Consider the following 18,352-nt stretch of genomic DNA (forward strand, 5'->3'; position numbering starts at 1 on the left):
TCTTGTGAAAATATTCTTATGAATCTAATAGCTTTTGTTTTTGAATCTGAAACTCTTTTTCAGTAAGGTAGCCCTGTTCTTTTAAGTTTGCTAGTTTTTCTAGCTTTACAATAGGATCAAGCACATTTGTTGAAGGCTGAGAATTAAGCAACACCAATACTTGATTTTCTCCTGTACGTTTTAATACAAAATATCCTTTCTCAGCTTTTGTTGCAATTCCGTTGTCATTCGGCCAGCAATAACCTTGTTCTTCGCAAGTTCCATCATCTCTCACCAGAATTTTACCTATCAGTCCTACTGGAACCCATTCAGGACGTTTTTTTCTTGGGATATACTCACGTTGCGGATCCCATTCTGGATTAATCACAGGTTGGATCTCCGTTTTCTCAGGGATAAGCTCATTCCCATCTGGATCCTTCACTGCCGGAACCGTAACTTCATGATAGGTTCTGCGTCCCCATTCATCAAGCACGTAACGGCCATGCCAGCTTAATCCTGCACTGTCACCAATTAAACTTGGAGTAGCACTGCTAATTCCTAAGATGAAGTCATCAGAAGACGTGGCAATTCTAACTTTATCCCCTTCACTTACTGTGACAAAATAACCGACATCTATACTATTGCCGTCCGCTGTTTCGAACATCTCTGCGAAATCGGCTCCACCTGCATTGTAATTTGCACCATCAATAAACATCTCACCACTGCTTGCAAGCCATTTTGCACCTAAACCTCTCGCTAATGCAGAAGTCCCGTTCCCGATAAACCAGGAATGTGCTTCCTCTGCATCACCAAAACGTCCCATGATATGGGCGTTTTGAAATCCTGCTGTACTAGTATCTTGTCCTTCCGCATGGGAACTTTGTCCACTGGCGGTGGTACTATTTCCTTCCGCATGGGAAGTAAATCCACTGGCGAATGTATCAAATCCTTCCGCATGGGAACCCTGACTAATGGCGGTTGTACTCTGTCCTTCCGCATGGGCGGCTAAAGCACCAACATTTGTTGTCGTGTTTCTTCCTTCCGTATGCGAGGCCTCTCCATTTGCTATTGTCGCTTGCCCTTCGGCGTGAGATGCTGTTCCTATCGCTTGGGTTCTATTACCATCAAAGATTTGTCCTTCCGCATGGGAAGCCTCTCCACTGGCTTCTGTATTCTGTCCTTCCGCATGAGAACCCACTCCACTCGCGGTTGTACTGATCCCTTCCGCGTGAGAAGCAACTCCACTGGCGATTGTACTGTTCCCTTCCGCATGGGAAGCAGGTCCACTGGCCGTTGTACTTTGCCCTTCAGCATGAGCATTCGTGCCTTGTGTTGGATCGCCTGCAGCTCCTGTTATCGTATTTTGCCCTTCGGCGTGAGAAGCAAACCCACTTGCTGTGGTACCGACACCTTCTGCATGGGAAGAAGATCCAATCGATAGGTTAGGAGCTGGGTTCCCAAGTGGATCTACACCACCGCCTTCTACGTGAGAGGCTCTTCCGCTCGCTGTGTTACCTTCTCCTTCCGCATGAGAAGTAAATCCAATGGCGGTTGTTGATCTCCCTTCGGCATGAGCATTCAGACCTTGTGATGGATCGAGTTCATCTCCCGTTGTCGTTTGAAACCCTTCCGCATGAGAATTTACTCCGAAGGCATTTGTTTCTTGCCCTTCGGCGTGAGAAGCCGAACCACTGGCAGTTGTACTTAACCCTTCCGCATGCGAGCGAGGTCCACTGGCGGTTGTCTCTCTGCCTTCCGCATGGGAAGTATCTCCACTCGAGGTTGTAAAAAAACCTTCCGCATGGGAAGCAACTCCACTGGCGGTTGTCCCTTGCCCTTCCGCGTGAGAGCGAAGGTCGCTGGCGGTTGTCTCTCTGCCTTCCGCATGAGAAGCATTTCCACTCGCGGTTGTCCCTTGCCCTTCCGCATGAGAAGCAAATCCACTCGCCGTTGTATTCGTTCCTTCTGCTACGGAGCATCCGTTTGTAGCATCTGTTATAATACACCCATTAGCACAACATGGTTCTGGAGATTGCAAAGTACCTATTTCCTGGGCTTGAACCTCTTCCTCCTGATGTTCACTGGACTTCATCTCTTTCTGATCGGACATTAACCATTACTCCTCCTTTCCAAAAATAACCGACACAAAAGTTTTTTACGGAACTATTCATTCAAAAGTCCCTTCCTCATCCGTATGGGAAGTTGTCCCTTAGCCGTTGTACTTAATCCTTCTGCTTCCGAACAAGCCCCAATCGGATTTTTGATTACATTCATTGGACATGATTTTTCCACTTCCTTATGAAAATTGTTAAAAGACTCATTAAGAACCCTATTATTAGGTTATGTTCCAACAAAACCGGTGATATAGACAAACTTATTAGTTTCGAGGAAATTCCCATATATGCCCTTTATTACGATCGATAAGGAAGGGGAGAATAAAACCCCATTTTTTTATACAACCTTTTATTCAATTAAATGGCCCTATTCATGAAGAAAGACGCTTTCCTTATTTCAGAAAAGCGCCCGATTGTTTAATATCATTTTAATCTTTTTTACTTTGTTTTGCTTCGAAGAAATCCCCACCCTTTTGTTTTTCATCATCAGTTCCCCAATATATTTTTTTGTCCAACTGTTTTAGCTTTGGGATATGTTTTGAACAGTGAATATAAGCTTCATCAACATTAATAATAACCCAACGTTCTGGTCTATTTCCTTCTTTTTCTTTAATATCATTCATTATCTTTTTTGTCATTTTGAATGAGGTTAGTTGTCCATTTTCTATAATAGAAGCTTTACCATTAACATGTAACCCAATGTAATGCTCAAAAAAGTCTATAAACATTAATCCGATATGGGGATTTTCAATGATGTTTCCTAAACTTGCCATAACACCATTCCCCTTGTATTCAGGATATATTAATGTTTTATCATCAATAACCCGTACAAAACCTACAGAGCCAGCTCTAAAAGAGGAATCACAGTTCCCACTAGAATCAGCTGTTGCTATAAACATCATACTTTGATTGGATATAAACTCTGTCATCTTATTATTTAGGTAATTAAGCATTTGGTTTTCATAAAAAGAGGAAGCTTTCTTTGTTGTTCCATGTTGTTCTTGAAGTAAATGTTCTCCTCTTAACATTGTCTCTCAACCCTTCATTAATTCTGCCTTATATTTTAACACACAGATGTTAGGTTAGTATTCAATACTTCCACAAACCTCCTTTAACTGATTAAAGAACAAGAAAAATAGACTGCTGAATACAGTCCATCGTTGTTCAATTCTTGTCAGCAATAGGTAAGCGTTTGAAGTTATCTCCGGCTTTTCCCCTGCTCCACACGGAGCGTGCTAGTTTCCCAGCACTCCGCGTTCCATCTAACGAGATTATTTGATCATAAGTTCCTCGTTACTCAGTGATTGAGATCATTAGATTGGTTCAAGCTTACATTTTTCACGGTACCGGTTGATCTTATCGATCATCGACCATGTAAGTTGGAATCTTATCTTGAGTTCATCAATCATCTTTTTGTCCGTGCTGTGGATCAATTGGTGTATTCTCCTATGGAGAATACGAAGGTTATGAAATTGATCACTTCCTCCGAGGGTCAGTGGGATATAGTGATGACAGTGGACTTCCGTGGCGGGCAATTCAAAGCCTGTGATTTCACACTTTCCCATTTTCATGCTGTACCGACTGATTCGGTTATCCATATATTCAACGCTTCGGTTTGGAAGAGTTGATTTCATTAGGACCCCGATCTCTCGTTGAATGTCCGGGCGAAGTCTTTTGTGTATGACTTCTCTTCCTTCTTTAGTGAAAGGTGTCATCTTTGGACTAAATCCCATGGTATTCACCGTTTTCACATCACTAATAGGGAATAGAGACACACCGGCAATTTCGAACGTTTTATAGTTCAAGCTATACAACTTTTTATAGACCGGCGGAGGATTGGCCGGATGACCATATTTGCCAACTGGTCTGAGATGATTGTAGATGAACGCACCCAGATCATAGGAAAGACGTGCGAACTCCGGATTGACATGAGTGGCTCTGTTGAAATAATTATGGAGTCCCAGCACAAAACTATTGAATAAGAGGGCATTGAGAGCAGAAGGAGAAGACTTAATTCTTCGTATAAGCTTCTTCGCCTCTTCCTTGATTTTGCGCTTCTTGTTTGCTTTGATGCCCGTATGGGCTACTCGCTTTTTACCCTTCTTATTCGCGCGAATAGTGAAACCTAGAAACTCTGAATCTCTTTTACGCATGTTTACTATCTGTGATTTTTCCGGTGAGATGTCCAATTTCAGACGATCTTTCAGATACAGACGTGCTGCATGGTACCATTTTTCAGCCGTTTTCCCATCCTTACAAAGGATTTTAAAATCATCCGCGTAGCGAACGAGGTAGCCTTCTTTGAGATGGGTACGCTTTTTAGCAAGCCTTTCGCCTACTTTGGAATGAAAGAGTTTAGAAAGTGGAAAAAACTCCCACTGGCCAGCGATCCATTGGTCGAGATCATTGAGAACGATATTTGATAATAAGGTCGATAATAAGCCACCTTGAGGCGCGCCTTCTGTAGGGATACCCTCTCCATCGATTTCAGCCTTCAGCATTTTTGAAATACAGGTTAGGACCTTTCGGTCCTGAATTCCCATGTTCCATAGTTGCTTGATCAGTAACGTATGGTTTATATGGTCAAAGAACCCTTTAATGTCGATGTCTACCACAAAATGAAAATTGGCTTGATTGATCAAGAACTGGATTCTCGCCATTGCATGGTGGGCTGAGCGGAGTGGCCGGAATCCATAACTGTGATTATAGAATTGGGCTTCCGCAATTGGTTCAAGTACCTGCTTGAAACTTTGTTGAATGATTCGGTCGAGCATACAAGGAATACCGAGAGGTCTCCACTTTCCGTTATCCTTTTCAATCCATTTTCTTCTAACCTTTTTCGGGCGATAGTTTTCTAGCTTTTGCCGGACTTCCGTTATTAATTCTTCTTCTGACCACCTTTTCATGTCTGCGATGGTTTTCCCATCCGTTCCTGGTGTCTTTGATCCTTTATTGGATTTAATGGTACGATAAGCTAACAAAATATTTTCTCGGGATGTGATCACATCGAAAAGACGAGAAAATGATTGTTTTTCCAAGCTCCTTTCGTACAAATCAGTAAAGGTATCTGTCATATCGTAATAATCCCAATATCTTAAAGCTTGCACTGTGGCATCCCTCCTTGTCGGAGTGATGTTCCCACGTTCTTACCCGATCGGTGCAATGCACGTATGGAAAATGATCGTTCGTTTCGCTAGACTTGGGGCTGTTCCTCCACTCCCATTACAGGAGGTTCATTAGTCATGCCCCTACCCTCGCAAGGATAAATACATTTCGGTAGATACCTTATAGTAACCGTTTAGGGTGACAGCCCCTGTTACAACGTTCCTTGTTTTCCAAGTCCCTTACAACCTAGCTATCCTTTCTGAACTTAGGTGTTCCCTTGAAGCCTGTGAGCTGGATACCGCCATTGTCCGGTATAGCGTGTTTCATAGGGCGCATTTTTACTCCACGCCACTCACCCCCATCGTTAGATGGGCCATAGGTTTCCCTATGGTCAATCTTTAGACCTGTACATTCGGTTATTCGTCAGTTTCTTACGGTTGAAACTATTCTCACCCTATTCAGTTTTTCAGCCGTGCGGCATATCCGTTGGCATACCTTCTCTTTCCGAGTGGCTCCAGCCTTCGTTCTGCCGAATCTACCTGTACTTCAAACCCCATAACCTGTCAGTTACGACGCATGCAGGAGTATTGACGGGATGGTTTTGGGAAACGTGGTTCCGTCATTCCCATCCTCGGTTGTAAAGTTAGAATTAACTAGTAAGTAATCCTCTGCATTTCACGCTTCCAAGCGCTTATAGCAGAACTTGTCGAGCGGCGCCCTATTGTAGAGTAAATGATGGAAAGTACCACAATTCATTTTTTCCAATTCTGTATCTCTATAATATTCCCTTCGGGATCTTCTGCATAAACAACTGTTAATACTCCAAGGGATTCGTACTCTTTTTTTTCTAAAGCTCCATATTTCTTTCCACCGCATTCGATTAACTTATTCAAAACTTCTTCAACGTTATCCACTACAAATGCAATATGTCCAAATCCTTGATAGCTAATATTTGATGGATGCCTCTCAGGGTTTTCTGGATAATATTGAAAAATCTCTAAAGTTGGTCCTGCATCGTACCCAGGTAAGGTTAGATGGATGCCTTTAATACTAACATTGTCTATATTAGTTACTTTTTCTATCCATTTGCCTGAAAGGTCTCTTTCGGGAAATACAGGCTTACAATCAAAAACCTTAACATAAAAATCAGACAATCTACGCCAATCTTTTGCAACAATGTTTGTGTGAGCATATTTAATTGACACCAAAATCTCCTACCTTTGTTAAAAAAATAGCACTGTTTTAAGATATCATCTTAATAGATAATTTACCTTTTTCCAATAAGTTTCTCTTTTTATTACATAACTTTTACATTTCAAGGTGAATTATCTTTTTTCCTCATTCAAGAATATGGCCTCATGGAAGTGGATAATTCAGCTAATTCTTTATTCGCAAAATACCCCAAAGAGACATGGGGCACAATAGCTTAGTCATTCAAACAGTAAAACATTTGAATTTCTACCTAATCTAACAGAAGATCATTGCAAATAGAAAAGTATTATCTATTCAACCGGAAGTAAAGTATCAACCACAATACTATTCACAGCACTGATATACGCAAATGCACTTGCTTTCATGATATCCGTATCTGTTGCTTTGGCAACATATTTTTCTCCTCTGTATTCCACTTGAATCTTCACTTTCCCTAATGCTTCCTTACCTCTTGATATACTGCTAATAGTGTATTCAATCAATTTAATATCTAAATCACTAATTTTTGTAATAGCAGAATACAAAGCATCAACCGGTCCAGAACCGACTGCACTGTTTTTCAATATTTGATCGCCCTTTTTAATCTTCACACTTGCAGACGGAAAATTTGTATTACTAATCACTTGCAAGTCCATTAGTTCATAAAAATTATCACTATAGTGCGTCATATCATGATTATGGTTATCATTTTTTGCATAATAGTTCTCAACGATTACATATAAATCATGATTATATACTTCTTTTTTCACATCTGCTAATTTAAGGAAATCTTCAAATATCCCTTCAAATTGTGTATCGGTTAACTGATTAAAGCCTAATTTCTCAAGGGCACTTTTCACCGCATGACGTCCAGAACGCGCGGTTAAAACAAGGTCCATATCATCTAAGCCGACTTCAATCGGGCTAATGATTTCGTATGCATCTCTTGATTTTAATAAACCGTCTTGGTGTATGCCTGAAGAATGAGCAAAGGCATTATCTCCTGTAATGGCTTTATTTACTTGTACATCAAGCCCCATTAAACTACTTACCAACCTAGATGTATTCATGATTTCTTTCGTATTAATATTTGTGCACGCGTTATAGACTGATAAGCGCGTATTAATTGCCATCACAACCTCTTCTAGTGCAGTATTACCTGCACGTTCACCAATGCCATTAATCGTACATTCAACTTTATCCGCACCATTTTTAATTGCAGCTAACGTATTAGCGGTTGCCATACCAAGATCATTATGACAATGGACACTTAAAAGCACTTTATCATTCAAATTTTTCAAGCGATCATTTAATTTAAAGATTAGTTCACCAAACTCTTCCGGCTCGGCATAGCCAACTGTATCAGGTACATTAATGATAGTTGCTCCTGCTTTTACTACAGCTTCAATAGTCGCCCATAAGTACTCAAAATCAGCTCGAGACGCATCTTCTGTTGAATATTGCACATCCGGCAGAAATGTTTTTGCATATTTTACTGCATCAACGCCTATATCCAAAATTTGATTTTTTGATTTCCCAAATTTCTTTTCCACGTGTATGTCTGAAGTGCCTAGAACGATATGGATTAACGGTTTCTCAGCATATTTCACACTATTATAAACAGCATCAATATCAGCCTTGACTGCTCTTGCTAATGCTGTGATGATCGTCTCATCTGTGTTTCCTACTTTCGCGGCAATTTCTTTCACAGCATTAAAATCACCAGCTGAAGACGAAGGAAAACCGGTTTCGATGATATCAACTTGTAGCTTCTTTAGTTGTTGTGCTACTTCTAGTTTTTCATACAGATTCAGCTTAGCCCCTGGAACTTGCTCGCCATCTCTTAAAGTCGTATCAAACACCCAAATTTTTCTCGTCATTTCAGAAACACCCCTTTGTCGTATTAATGTATAAAAAAAGCCCCGTCTCTATAAAAATATAGAGACGAGGCATTGCTCGCGGTACCACTCTAATTGATTAATCATTACATAATTAACCCACTCATTTTCGGTAGCTATCACCACCTATCCTCATAACGGTAGAAAACCGACATCCCCTACTTATAATGTTCAGGGAGTAGCTCTTGGATGAGTTCAAAGGCAATAACTACCGATTCTCACCAACCATCGGCTCTCTGAAAAGCTTATACATCCTTCTACTATTTCCAATCTTTGCTTTTTGTTATTTAATTATATGCAATATTATATCTATAAACTCGAGTTGTCAACTGAATTTTTAAAAAACAAAAATTATTCGGGACCTAAAAATCCCTCTTAACATTTCATTTTTCAGTTTAACTTTTTACAATACGATGCAATTCATAAACGATAATTAACATCTGTATTCAAGTTCTATAATTATCATTGTTCTATAACTATTCGGATGCCATACTTGCCGCAAACCCTGTCCTCCATGAAGGAAAAAGCGGCTTCCAACCGTAATCCTTTCGAGCCTTGGCATTCGATGCTCCACGTTCACCCCGGTTGCTACCAGGTTGGACATCGGGCATAGGTGTCCCTAATATGTCAGCGTAAACGGGAAGCCAATCGATACCTTTAGCTGGTTCATTGTCCACGATGTTAACCGGACCTGAAGGCCAATCTAATGCGAGCAGGGCTGCGTTGGCCGCATCCTCTACATGAAGGAAGGAAGTAACTCCCTCGGTAGCCGGCACTTGCTTAAGTAGAGTCTTTTCTGCCATGAATCCCTTATGATCGTACCAAGTACCTTGTCCGTACAACATTCCATACCGTAGAATAACGTGATTTGGTATCTCTGCTACGGTCCGTTCCAGTGCGGTTACACCATCAATTGTTGTCTTACGAGGCTCTGGCGCGTTAACATCCAACGAGACGTCTTCTGAGGCGGGTTCCTGTCCCGGTTCATAAGCAAATGCAATACTCTGCGCGATGATTCGCGTAACGCCTGCTATAAGGGCAGCATCAACTAGATTTCTGGTTCCCTCTATTCTGATCCTAGTGTTTTCTGGGAAGTTTCGACTACTTAATGAGGTGAGCTGATGGATGATTGCCTCAGGACGCACTTCAAGTATTGTTGACATGATAGCCTCCCGATCAAAAGCATCAATAATTAGGGGATGCGCACCTGTTTTTTGAATGATATCTTTGTTCTCCTCATTTTGAGTCATGCCAAATACTTCATGACCTGCATGTACCAATTTCGGTAGCAACAAACGACCGATCACACCAGTTGATCCAGCCACAAATATTTTCATGGGCCTTCCCCCTCTTAGATTGTCAAATTAATGGTAGGTATAGGTAGTTTCTATTCCATAATCAGTGACTTACTCTACAATACCGCCCTGTAGTTGAATATCCCACTATTTTAAATTTGTTTTAAATACATAACTTACTTTATCATAGTCCATTCTATTTTTATAAAAACGATGTGCGTCAGTACGCTGTAATCCCGAAGATAAAGCAACACTTTCATAATTATTTTCCTTTGCCCATTCATGAACATATGTAAGTAGTTTTTCACCATAGCCTTTTGAACGATTCTTAGTATCCGTTACTAAATCACAAACCCAAACAAATCTACCATAATATAGTGTTATCATAGGCTTAAAACCAGTTACGGCAACTATTTCTTCTCCATCAATTAAAGCAAAAATTTTATATCTATCTTTTTCTTTTGCCTCTACTACTAATTCAAGATATGTGTCTTCATCAAGGTGAGTCCGTAATTGTTTCATAACTGGAAATGCTTCAATAATTTCATTTTGTGATTGAAGTTCTTTAATTATTAATGTGTCCATCCCATTCCAATCTCCTTTTTTAATAATTACTAATTTTAACACAACCTTTTCTTTTACTGTACTGCCTGTTAGTTCAATTGCCTTACTCCAGAATATGGCCCTTTAATGGAATAATCCTTTCATATAATTTTATCTATTAGAAAACTAACTTATATAGATAAAGTAAAAAGCCAATGAGCTATTTTGTATCAAAATCACAAGATTACTTAATTTTTTGAGATATCGAAAGCTTAAACCTCTTTAGCAGAAGAACCTTAAAACTCTATTTGTATTTGAAAGCGGATCTGAATAATCTATTTTCAAAGAAATCATGCATAATTACAAAATTCCACGGCTTCTTGATTTATAATTCAAGCTTTAATAAGGATAAAATTTTAGAATGATCAGATCTTATACTTTTCTTCTCCTTCTCTCCTTCCGCCGATTTTTTATTGCATGGTGAAGTCAGCATTGTATTTTCTACCAGGGCCCTTTTTCAAAGGGGTAACTAAATTGTTTTTTATTAACTATTCAGAAAAACTGTTACGTTTACGTATTATGTTTTTTTATTCCGTTTCTGTTGTGCATTTTAATTTCTTGTGATGACTACTGTGTAAGTATTACAATTAAAGATATGAATAAATACGTAGTGAATTTTTCTTCATTAACTTAGAGCATAAAAAACCTGAGTGAATAAACTTAGGGTATATTATTATTAATTTCTTTTCACTTCATTTATGAGAGGGCCACTGCGCAAGAGCTCGATACTGTAATCGGTTAGGTTCGGCCCGAGGAAATTAATCATTCCAGGGGCATTTGTATTGTGTGATGTTTTTCTTTAGCAGCATTTCCCCATCCATACCGACCTGGTTGTTCATCCTCGTTTATCTATTGTTGATGTTGTCGATTTCAGCTACTCTGATACCATCACAAACGAATGCGTTGAATGTATTGCCAAAACACCTGTATCCACATGGAACCGCGATTGCGAACACATTGCAGCCGATCGGCGGTGCCCTTGGGGTAGCGATTTTTGTCAGTATCATGAGTTAGGGCCAAAAAAATTATCTGGATGTGGCTGCAGAAGATTTGCGTGGTCGGACTTCATCTAGAATAGTGATTGAACATCTTTCACAGTTTTTCCGGAGGGATTTCCGGCTGGGAAATATCAAGGCCTCGTCGATTCATAATTGGGGGATTTACACTTACCTTCCTTTTCAATTCTATGGCGTTATCAAAGATAATTGAACATGAAAAATCCTCTCAAAAGACTTTGTATGGCATCTGAGAGGATTCTCTTATCATTTCAATTTTTATCTTGGTCGATGTATGACTATTGAATGTCAAAGGGAGCTCTTATTGATTCTATTTCACTTCGTTGCTTTAACGTTAATAATTTATTTTGTATTTTGTTTGGGAAGTGTAAGTGTTATTTGCACGAAGAACAATGTCTCCAAAATCTTCAAACTCGATTGCACCTGGAGCAGTCTGAGTTTCAAAGGTTATTCCACCATGTTGGACTAACTTTTCTCCGTGCATAAGCGGCACTTCCTCCACAAAGTTAGCAGTATACACGACTATCGCTGGTTCTTCTGTATGGACCTCAATTGTTAGTTTTTTGTCAGGGCTAATAAGCTTCGCAGCTATTTGGTCAAGTCCTGCGCAGGGAAGAAAAAATGGATGATCTATTCCCTGGACCTTTTTCACCTCTGTATCATCCGAAACAAAGGTTGTTTTTAGTTTCTTTGGAGATCGGAAATCATAGGGTGTTCCAGTTACGCTACGCTTTTCGCCAATTACTGTGGTATCTTCATTCACCGGCGCGAATTTAGAAGCTATTATTTGTAAAGAATGATCATCGATCGGTTTACTCGGATGTCCTGTTAAGTTAAAATATACGTGATTTGTCGGGTTGAAAATCGTATCTTTATCGCTAATTGCTTTGTAACTTACTAACCAGACATTATAATTGTCCAATGTATAAGTAACACTTATTTTCATATTGCCTGGAAAACCATTCTCCCCATCAGATGAATTGGTCGAAAAGATAATTGATACACCTTGATCCGTCTCATTCACTCTATAAGACCAATACTTCAAATCGAACCCTGGGTTTCCACCATGTAAAGTGTTTCCCGACTGATTAATAGATGTTTGGTAACGTGATTCATCTATCATAAATTCACCATTTTTTATTCTTCCAGCGACCCTTCCTATCGTTGCTCCGCAGTATGATTCTTTCTTGTAATCCTCGATCGAATCGAATCCCAATATAATATTTTTGCGACCTGAATCCGTTGGTACAAAAAGGTTGACGATTCTCGCACCAAAATTTGTGGCTTCCAAAATCACTCCGTTATCATTTTCAATAGTAAACAGGATGGCTTCATCGCTATATGGCCTTTGTGATACTTTCATTCTTCGCCCCCTTTCTCAGATAAACGGTTTCATAATTATGAAAAACCTGATTGAAATAGTATTTCCGGCCACTTTATGTCAGGGAGTCAAAGGAGTTCGATTGTAGTAGGATGATTCTCTGAACAACTATTGCATTTGTGTTAGTTTCTTTGAATTACAAACCTCATAGACCTATTTCCGCACTTTTTCCATTAACTTGTCTATCTTCTCCAACTTTTTCAATTTCCTCTAAACTACGACCGCGAGTTTCAGGAACACGGGTTCGGATAAATAAAACTCCAAGTAAACAAATAACACCGAAGATTGCAAAAACAGCTTCTTGAGCCATCGAAGCGGTCATGATTGGAAATAGCAATCCAACCAAGAAAGAACCGATCCAGTTAAATGATGAAGCTAATCCTGACGCGCTCCCGCGAATGGCCAATGGGAAAATTTCTCCAACTATCACCCAAGTTAAAGGAGCCCACGTGAATGAATAAAGTGCTACATAGATACTTAAAAAAACAACCACCATCATCGAATTTGCATTAGGAAGTAATAAATTCAATATTGCCGGCAAAATAAAGGATAGCCCCATAATCGTTCCGCCTACTGTTAATAAAGTACGGCGATTAAATTTATCAGCAATCACTAGGAATAGTAATGAACCTAGTACGAGAATAACTCCTTGAATAATTGGCCACATCAACGCTGAACTAGCTGCATGCCCTGTTGCATTTTCTACAATCAATGGAATGTAATAAAAAATTGCGTTTGCACCCTGGAATTGTTGAAAAGCAGCAACGCCTACACCGGCAATTACTAAATAACGGTATTTATTACTTAAGAGTGTACCCCATGATACTTTTTGATTTACCTTTTTTTCTTCTCTGGCAGTTTCTTGAATCTGTATTATTTCAGAATCAATTTCTTTCTTGTTAGAGCGAATATAGCCCAACACCTTACGAGCTTCATCAAGTTTATTGTTCTTGATTAAAAAACGTGGTGATTCAGGTAACCTTAACATGCCAAAATATAAGATCAAAGCAGGTACAGCAGCCATACCAAGCATCAACCGCCATGCCATTGTTACTGGTAAATCTTTTAATAAATAATCAACAATGTATGAAAGCAACATCCCAGAAACGATCATTGTTTGATTAATTCCTGACAGTCGTCCTCGTAAACGTGCTGGAGCCATTTCCGACATATAGGCTGGGACCAACGCAGAAGCAGCACCAACGGCCAATCCTAATAAAATACGAGCAACAACCAGAAAAAGTATCCCATTATGAGGAGCTATTCCTGACAAAATGGATCCAACAACAAAAATAACAGCAGATATCAAAATCATTTTGCGCCGCCCTAACCGATCAGAAAGTTTTCCGGCCAGGAAACCTCCAAAAATAGCTCCTAACATCACCGAAGAGGTAATCCAACCAATAGCCCCTGCACTGTTTTCAAGGTTCCAATCATGTTGCAAAAAGGGTAAAGCACCTGTCATAACGCCGATATCATAGCCAAAGAGAATGCCTGCAAAAGCACCAAAAAAATATATGAAGCGACTTGAAATTTTCTTTTCATTAAGCAATATAGTTCCCTCCTCAACCCTCAAGGTTTTAAAAATTATATTGTTTAAAAACCCCACTGCTAAAACATAGATTCATACCGATTTATTAAGCGTTTTCAACTTTTCCAAAAAATATGATCCCGCTCACAAATAAAAGGATCTTGATTGTTTTGCTAATGGCCTCTATTTCCATTCTTCAACTGCTGGAATACCTATGTTCACCTCCAAGGAAGCAGCAGAACCCCCTCGGAGGTTAGAAGTTTTACTTGATTATTACGTACTCCAGATCAACCAGTTTTGCATAAGCAATAATTTGATCTGTTGTCAGATTTAATGAAACAACTGTATGGTGGCCGCCACCATTTTCTATCCAGGCTTTCACCCCATCCTGAAAGTTTGGCTTAACATCCCAGAGTACACGGGCTACTGGAAGCTTTGGAGCTGGTGCAGTTGGCTCAAATGCAGAAACCTCGTTGATCAAAAGTTTGTAATGAGTACCAAAGTCAGCCATTGAAACAACTACGCCGTCCCCTGCTTTACCGTCAAATACTAAACGTGCTGGATCTTCTTTATCACCGATACCTAGAGGAGATACGATGATTTTTGGTTTGTTGTTTGCGAGACTTGGATCCACTTCAAGCATATGTGATTGAAGAATTGATTCTTGACCAACTGCTAACTCATATGTGTAATCTTCCATAAAGCCAGTTGATTGGTTATGGCTCATCACTTTTAGTAAACGATCGAGCGCTGCCGTCTTCCAATCTCCTTCAGCAGCAAAACCATATCCCTGTGCCATTAAACGTTGAACTGCAAGGCCGGGAAGTTGTTTCATCCCATACAAATCTTCAAAGTTAGTAGTGAAGGCATTGTAACCGCCTTCATCAAGAAAACGTTTAATCGCGATTTCATAGCTTGCTTGTACTTTTACACTGGCTTCCCAATCTTCTTTACTATAAACACCATAATGAAACTCATAAAGTTCTGAATATTCTTCAAACAGAGCATCAACTTCCTCGTCTTTAACAGCATCCACGTATTGAACAAGATCTCCAATGCCGAAGTAGTCAACGGTCCATCCAAATTGAATTTGTGCTTGAACTTTATCCCCTTCAGTCACTCCAACGTAACGCATATTGTCACCAAAGCGAGCGACCTTGATGTTAAAACTCTCGTTAAAAGCAACTGCTACGTCCATCCATTCTGCAATTTGCTTTTGGACTTCCGCCCGTTCCCAATAACCGACGACCACTTTATTTTTTTGATTCAAACGGGCATTGATAAACCCATACTCCCGATCACCATGAGCAGATTGGTTAAGGTTCATGAAATCCATATCTATCGATTCCCAAGGAATACTTTCGTTGAATTGTGTTGCTAGATGGAGTAATGGTTTTTGTAATAGTTTTGTTCCGCGAATCCACATTTTCGCAGGGGAGAAAGTATGCATCCAGGTAATAACACCTGCAACCTCGTCGCGATAATTAACTGCTTTCATTATATTTGTAATCTTATCTGCACTAACAGCTAAATCTTGCAATACAACCGGGTAAGGTAAAACACCGCTTTCATTTAATGCATCTGTCATTGTTTGGGCGTGTGCTTTGACTTCTGCTAATGCTTCTTCCCCATAAAGATGTTGCGATCCTACGACAAACCAAAATTCTTTGTTTTCTATTGCTGACATAGTACTCCTCTTTTCTTTATTTAAAAATTTATATTACTTTTGCCCGTAATAGGCGTTTTTTCCATGCTTTCGTAAATAGTGTTTATCTAAAATACGCTGTGGTAACTCTTGAGCAAAATGATTTAATTCCCGTGCAAATAAATTCATTTTCGAAATTTCCTCTAGTACCACACTATTAATAACCGCTGATTTTACATCTTTTCCCCAGGTAAACGGAGCATGTCCATGAAGTAAGACACCGGGAACAGCTAAAATATCTAAGCCTCGCTCTTCAAACGTTTCGATGATTACTTTGCCAGTTTCAGCTTCATAACCACGATCAATCTCCTCTTGTGTTAAGAACCGTGCACATGGGACGGAACCATAGAATGTATCTGCATGAGTGGTTCCCATCGCTGGCACATCAAGGCCTGCTTGAGCCCAGGTTGTCGCCCAGGTTGAGTGTGTGTGTGCGATACCACCGATTTCTGAATAATGCTTATAAAGTACTGCATGAGTCGGTGTATCTGATGAAGGATTTAATTCTCCTTCCACCACATTGCCTTTTAAATCAACCACCACCATATCACTTGCTTTCATGGTTTTATAATCAACACCACTTGGTTTAATCACGAATAGGCCGCTTTCACGATCAATCGCACTTGCATTTCCCCACATGTATTTCACCAGTCCCTGCTTTGGTAATTCTAAGTTCTCTTGAAACACTTCTTCTTTTAGTTTTTCTAACACGTCAACCCCTCCAGTTTTCCACTAGATTATCTACAGCGGTCCGCTCAATCACTAATCCTTCTTTGTATCGTTCGATAAATTTTTCAAACCCTTCAACATCAAATCGATCTGGGTGAATTTCTTGTACCTCAACTCCGGAAAAAACTCTTTTATCGAGGAAATCTTCTAAACTTTCATCTTGCTCTTTGTTCGTCATGTAAGAAGCAAGAATAGCAATTCCCCAGGCACCACCTTCTCCTGCTGTTTCCATAACGGAAACAGGGGTATTCATGGCAGCAGCCACAATTTTTTGTCCGACAATAGGGGTTTTAAACAAACCACCATGACCTAGGATGCTATTAACTATGACATGTTCTTTCTTTATCAAAATGTCCATTCCAATTTTCAAAGCACCAAAAGCGGTAAATAGATGGGTTCGCATAAAGTTTGCTAAGTTAAAATTATTCTCAGGCGAACGAACAAATAGTGGACGCCCTTCCTCAAATCCAGTGATATTCTCACCTGAGAAATAACCGTAGCTAAGCAATCCACCACCATCCGCATCAGCTTCCAACGCTTGATTGAACATCACATTGAATAACTCATCCGTTTCCACCTTTTGTCCCATTGCCTCATAAAATTCATGGAACAATCCCATCCAGGCATTGATATCACTTGAACAGTTATTCGCATGAACCATTCCAACTGGACTACCGTCTGGAGTAGTTACCAAATCGATTTCCGGATATACTTTTGAAAGCTCCTTCTCTAACACAATCATGGCAAAAACTGAGGTTCCTACTGAAACGTTTCCTGTACGTTTCCTCACACTATTAGTAGCAACCATGCCTGTCCCCGCATCACCTTCAGGCGGGCAAAATGGAATACCTGGTTGTAAATTTTCTGATCTATCTAGAATTTTCGCTCCGATATCTGTCAATTCACCAGCTTCCTCGCCTGACAGATAAACTTTAGGGAGAATATCTTCTAGCTTCCAGGAATAACCTTTGGCCGCGATTAATTCATCAAACTGCTTAACCATCGATTCATTGTAGTCTTGTGTTAATTCATCAATCGGAAACATTCCCGAAGCATCTCCAATCCCGATTACTTTATTACCAGTCAGTAACCAGTGAATAAATCCAGCTAATGTGGTGATATAATCAACGCGTGGTAAATGTTTCTCTTCATCTAAAATCGCTTGATAAAGGTGGGCGATACTCCAACGTTCCGGAATATTGAATTGAAATTTATCCGTTAATTCATTGGCAGCAACACTGGTTGTTCCGTTACGCCATGTCCGAAATGGCACTAGTAGCTCACCTGTGTTGTCAAAAGCCATATAGCCGTGCATCATTGCAGAAATTCCAATTGAACCGATTTTCCGAATAGTTATTCCATAAATCCGTTCAACTTCTTGTTTCATTTCACTATAAGCTGTTTGCAATCCAGTGATAACATCCACTAAGTTGTACGTCCAAAATCCGTTTTCCAATCGGTTTTCCCAAGCATAACTACCAGTTGCAATCGTTTTAAAATCCTTATCGATCAATACCGCTTTAATACGTGTCGACCCGAATTCGATTCCAAGTGATGTCTCACCTTTAGTAATCTTTTGATTAATGTCTGCTCGATTATTTTTCAAGGTAATCCCCTCTCTGGCAGCGGTTTCAATTTCTTTAATTTAATAGTAAGGAGGCGCTTTCTGTTTTTAATTAACGTTAATTACAGCTTCAGTATAATTTTTGTACGTACATATGTCAATATTAAAATAATATGTACTAACAATTAATTGAGTGATAGTTCTATTATTCCCTCGTTAATATCAGCAACACTCTGTATCT

At 39.7% G+C, this 18,352-nt stretch carries 11 protein-coding genes, 2 pseudogenes and 1 other annotated feature; of the genes and pseudogenes, 1 reads left to right on the top strand and 12 read right to left on the bottom strand.

The features are described 5' to 3' along the window. Positions 1-148: 148 nt before the first annotated feature. The 7 genes and pseudogenes from CEF16_RS22655 to CEF16_RS22685 form a co-directional block, all read right to left on the bottom strand. Positions 149-1,105, bottom strand: a pseudogene (locus tag CEF16_RS22655) (peptidase G2 autoproteolytic cleavage domain-containing protein); the annotation flags it as partial. Between the two features lie 1,416 nt (positions 1,106-2,521). Further along, positions 2,522-3,121 carry a pyridoxamine 5'-phosphate oxidase family protein gene (locus tag CEF16_RS22660; protein ID WP_091588525.1) on the bottom strand — a complete coding sequence of 200 codons (600 nt, stop codon included), beginning with the start codon at positions 3,119-3,121 and terminating at the stop codon, positions 2,522-2,524. A gap of 285 nt (positions 3,122-3,406) precedes the next feature. Beyond that, positions 3,407-5,200, bottom strand: a complete 1,794-nt coding sequence (ltrA, locus tag CEF16_RS22665) for a group II intron reverse transcriptase/maturase (protein WP_175488399.1) — start codon at positions 5,198-5,200, stop codon at positions 3,407-3,409. Between the two features lie 750 nt (positions 5,201-5,950). Beyond that, positions 5,951-6,403 (bottom strand): VOC family protein, encoded by a 453-nt coding sequence (locus CEF16_RS22670; protein ID WP_091588369.1) that lies wholly within the window; start codon positions 6,401-6,403, stop codon positions 5,951-5,953. A 297-nt stretch (positions 6,404-6,700) separates the two neighbouring features. Then, complete coding sequence (locus CEF16_RS22675) at positions 6,701-8,269, bottom strand: 2-isopropylmalate synthase (RefSeq protein WP_091588368.1); 1,569 nt, start codon at positions 8,267-8,269, stop codon at positions 6,701-6,703. Positions 8,270-8,326: 57 nt separating this feature from the next. After that, positions 8,327-8,570, bottom strand: a binding site (T-box leader). A gap of 193 nt (positions 8,571-8,763) precedes the next feature. Next, complete coding sequence (locus tag CEF16_RS22680) at positions 8,764-9,624, bottom strand: NAD-dependent epimerase/dehydratase family protein (RefSeq protein WP_091588366.1); 861 nt, start codon at positions 9,622-9,624, stop codon at positions 8,764-8,766. A gap of 105 nt (positions 9,625-9,729) precedes the next feature. Then, positions 9,730-10,167, bottom strand: a complete 438-nt coding sequence (locus CEF16_RS22685) for a GNAT family N-acetyltransferase (RefSeq protein ID WP_091588365.1) — start codon at positions 10,165-10,167, stop codon at positions 9,730-9,732. A 758-nt stretch (positions 10,168-10,925) separates the two neighbouring features. On the opposite strand from CEF16_RS22685, the pseudogene CEF16_RS24690 reads away from it, so the two are divergent. After that, positions 10,926-11,196: pseudogene (locus CEF16_RS24690) on the top strand (MFS transporter); the annotation flags it as partial. 339 nt (positions 11,197-11,535) lie between these two features. On the opposite strand, the gene CEF16_RS22695 reads toward CEF16_RS24690, so the two are convergent. From CEF16_RS22695 to CEF16_RS22715, 5 genes are all read right to left on the bottom strand, one after another. Further along, positions 11,536-12,564, bottom strand: coding sequence for an aldose epimerase family protein (locus CEF16_RS22695; RefSeq protein ID WP_091588363.1), 1,029 nt, complete (start codon positions 12,562-12,564; stop codon positions 11,536-11,538). Between the two features lie 163 nt (positions 12,565-12,727). Beyond that, positions 12,728-14,134, bottom strand: a complete 1,407-nt coding sequence (locus CEF16_RS22700) for a sugar porter family MFS transporter (RefSeq protein WP_091588362.1) — start codon at positions 14,132-14,134, stop codon at positions 12,728-12,730. Between the two features lie 241 nt (positions 14,135-14,375). After that, the gene (gene araA / locus CEF16_RS22705; protein WP_091588360.1) at positions 14,376-15,800 is read right to left on the bottom strand and encodes an L-arabinose isomerase; all 1,425 of its coding nucleotides are present in this window, start codon (positions 15,798-15,800) and stop codon (positions 14,376-14,378) included. Positions 15,801-15,833: 33 nt separating this feature from the next. Next, positions 15,834-16,529 (bottom strand): L-ribulose-5-phosphate 4-epimerase, encoded by a 696-nt coding sequence (locus CEF16_RS22710; protein ID WP_091588359.1) that lies wholly within the window; start codon positions 16,527-16,529, stop codon positions 15,834-15,836. A 1-nt stretch (position 16,530) separates the two neighbouring features. Then, positions 16,531-18,153 (bottom strand): xylulokinase, encoded by a 1,623-nt coding sequence (locus tag CEF16_RS22715; RefSeq protein WP_091588357.1) that lies wholly within the window; start codon positions 18,151-18,153, stop codon positions 16,531-16,533. Positions 18,154-18,352 lie beyond the last annotated feature (199 nt).

The sequence above is a fragment of the Alteribacillus bidgolensis genome (assembly GCF_002886255.1).
In the GTDB taxonomy this organism is placed as follows: domain Bacteria; phylum Bacillota; class Bacilli; order Bacillales; family Marinococcaceae; genus Alteribacillus; species Alteribacillus bidgolensis.

Excerpts from the sequence above, each read along its gene's own strand:
- CEF16_RS22660 (WP_091588525.1), bottom strand. The coding sequence starts at position 3,121 with ATGTTAAGAGGAGAACATTTACTTCAAGAACAACATGGAACAACAAAG.
- CEF16_RS22675 (WP_091588368.1), bottom strand. The coding sequence starts at position 8,269 with ATGACGAGAAAAATTTGGGTGTTTGATACGACTTTAAGAGATGGCGAG.
- CEF16_RS22680 (WP_091588366.1), bottom strand. The coding sequence starts at position 9,624 with ATGAAAATATTTGTGGCTGGATCAACTGGTGTGATCGGTCGTTTGTTG.
- CEF16_RS22685 (WP_091588365.1), bottom strand. The coding sequence starts at position 10,167 with ATGGACACATTAATAATTAAAGAACTTCAATCACAAAATGAAATTATT.
- CEF16_RS22695 (WP_091588363.1), bottom strand. The coding sequence starts at position 12,564 with ATGAAAGTATCACAAAGGCCATATAGCGATGAAGCCATCCTGTTTACT.
- araA (WP_091588360.1), bottom strand. The coding sequence starts at position 15,800 with ATGTCAGCAATAGAAAACAAAGAATTTTGGTTTGTCGTAGGATCGCAA.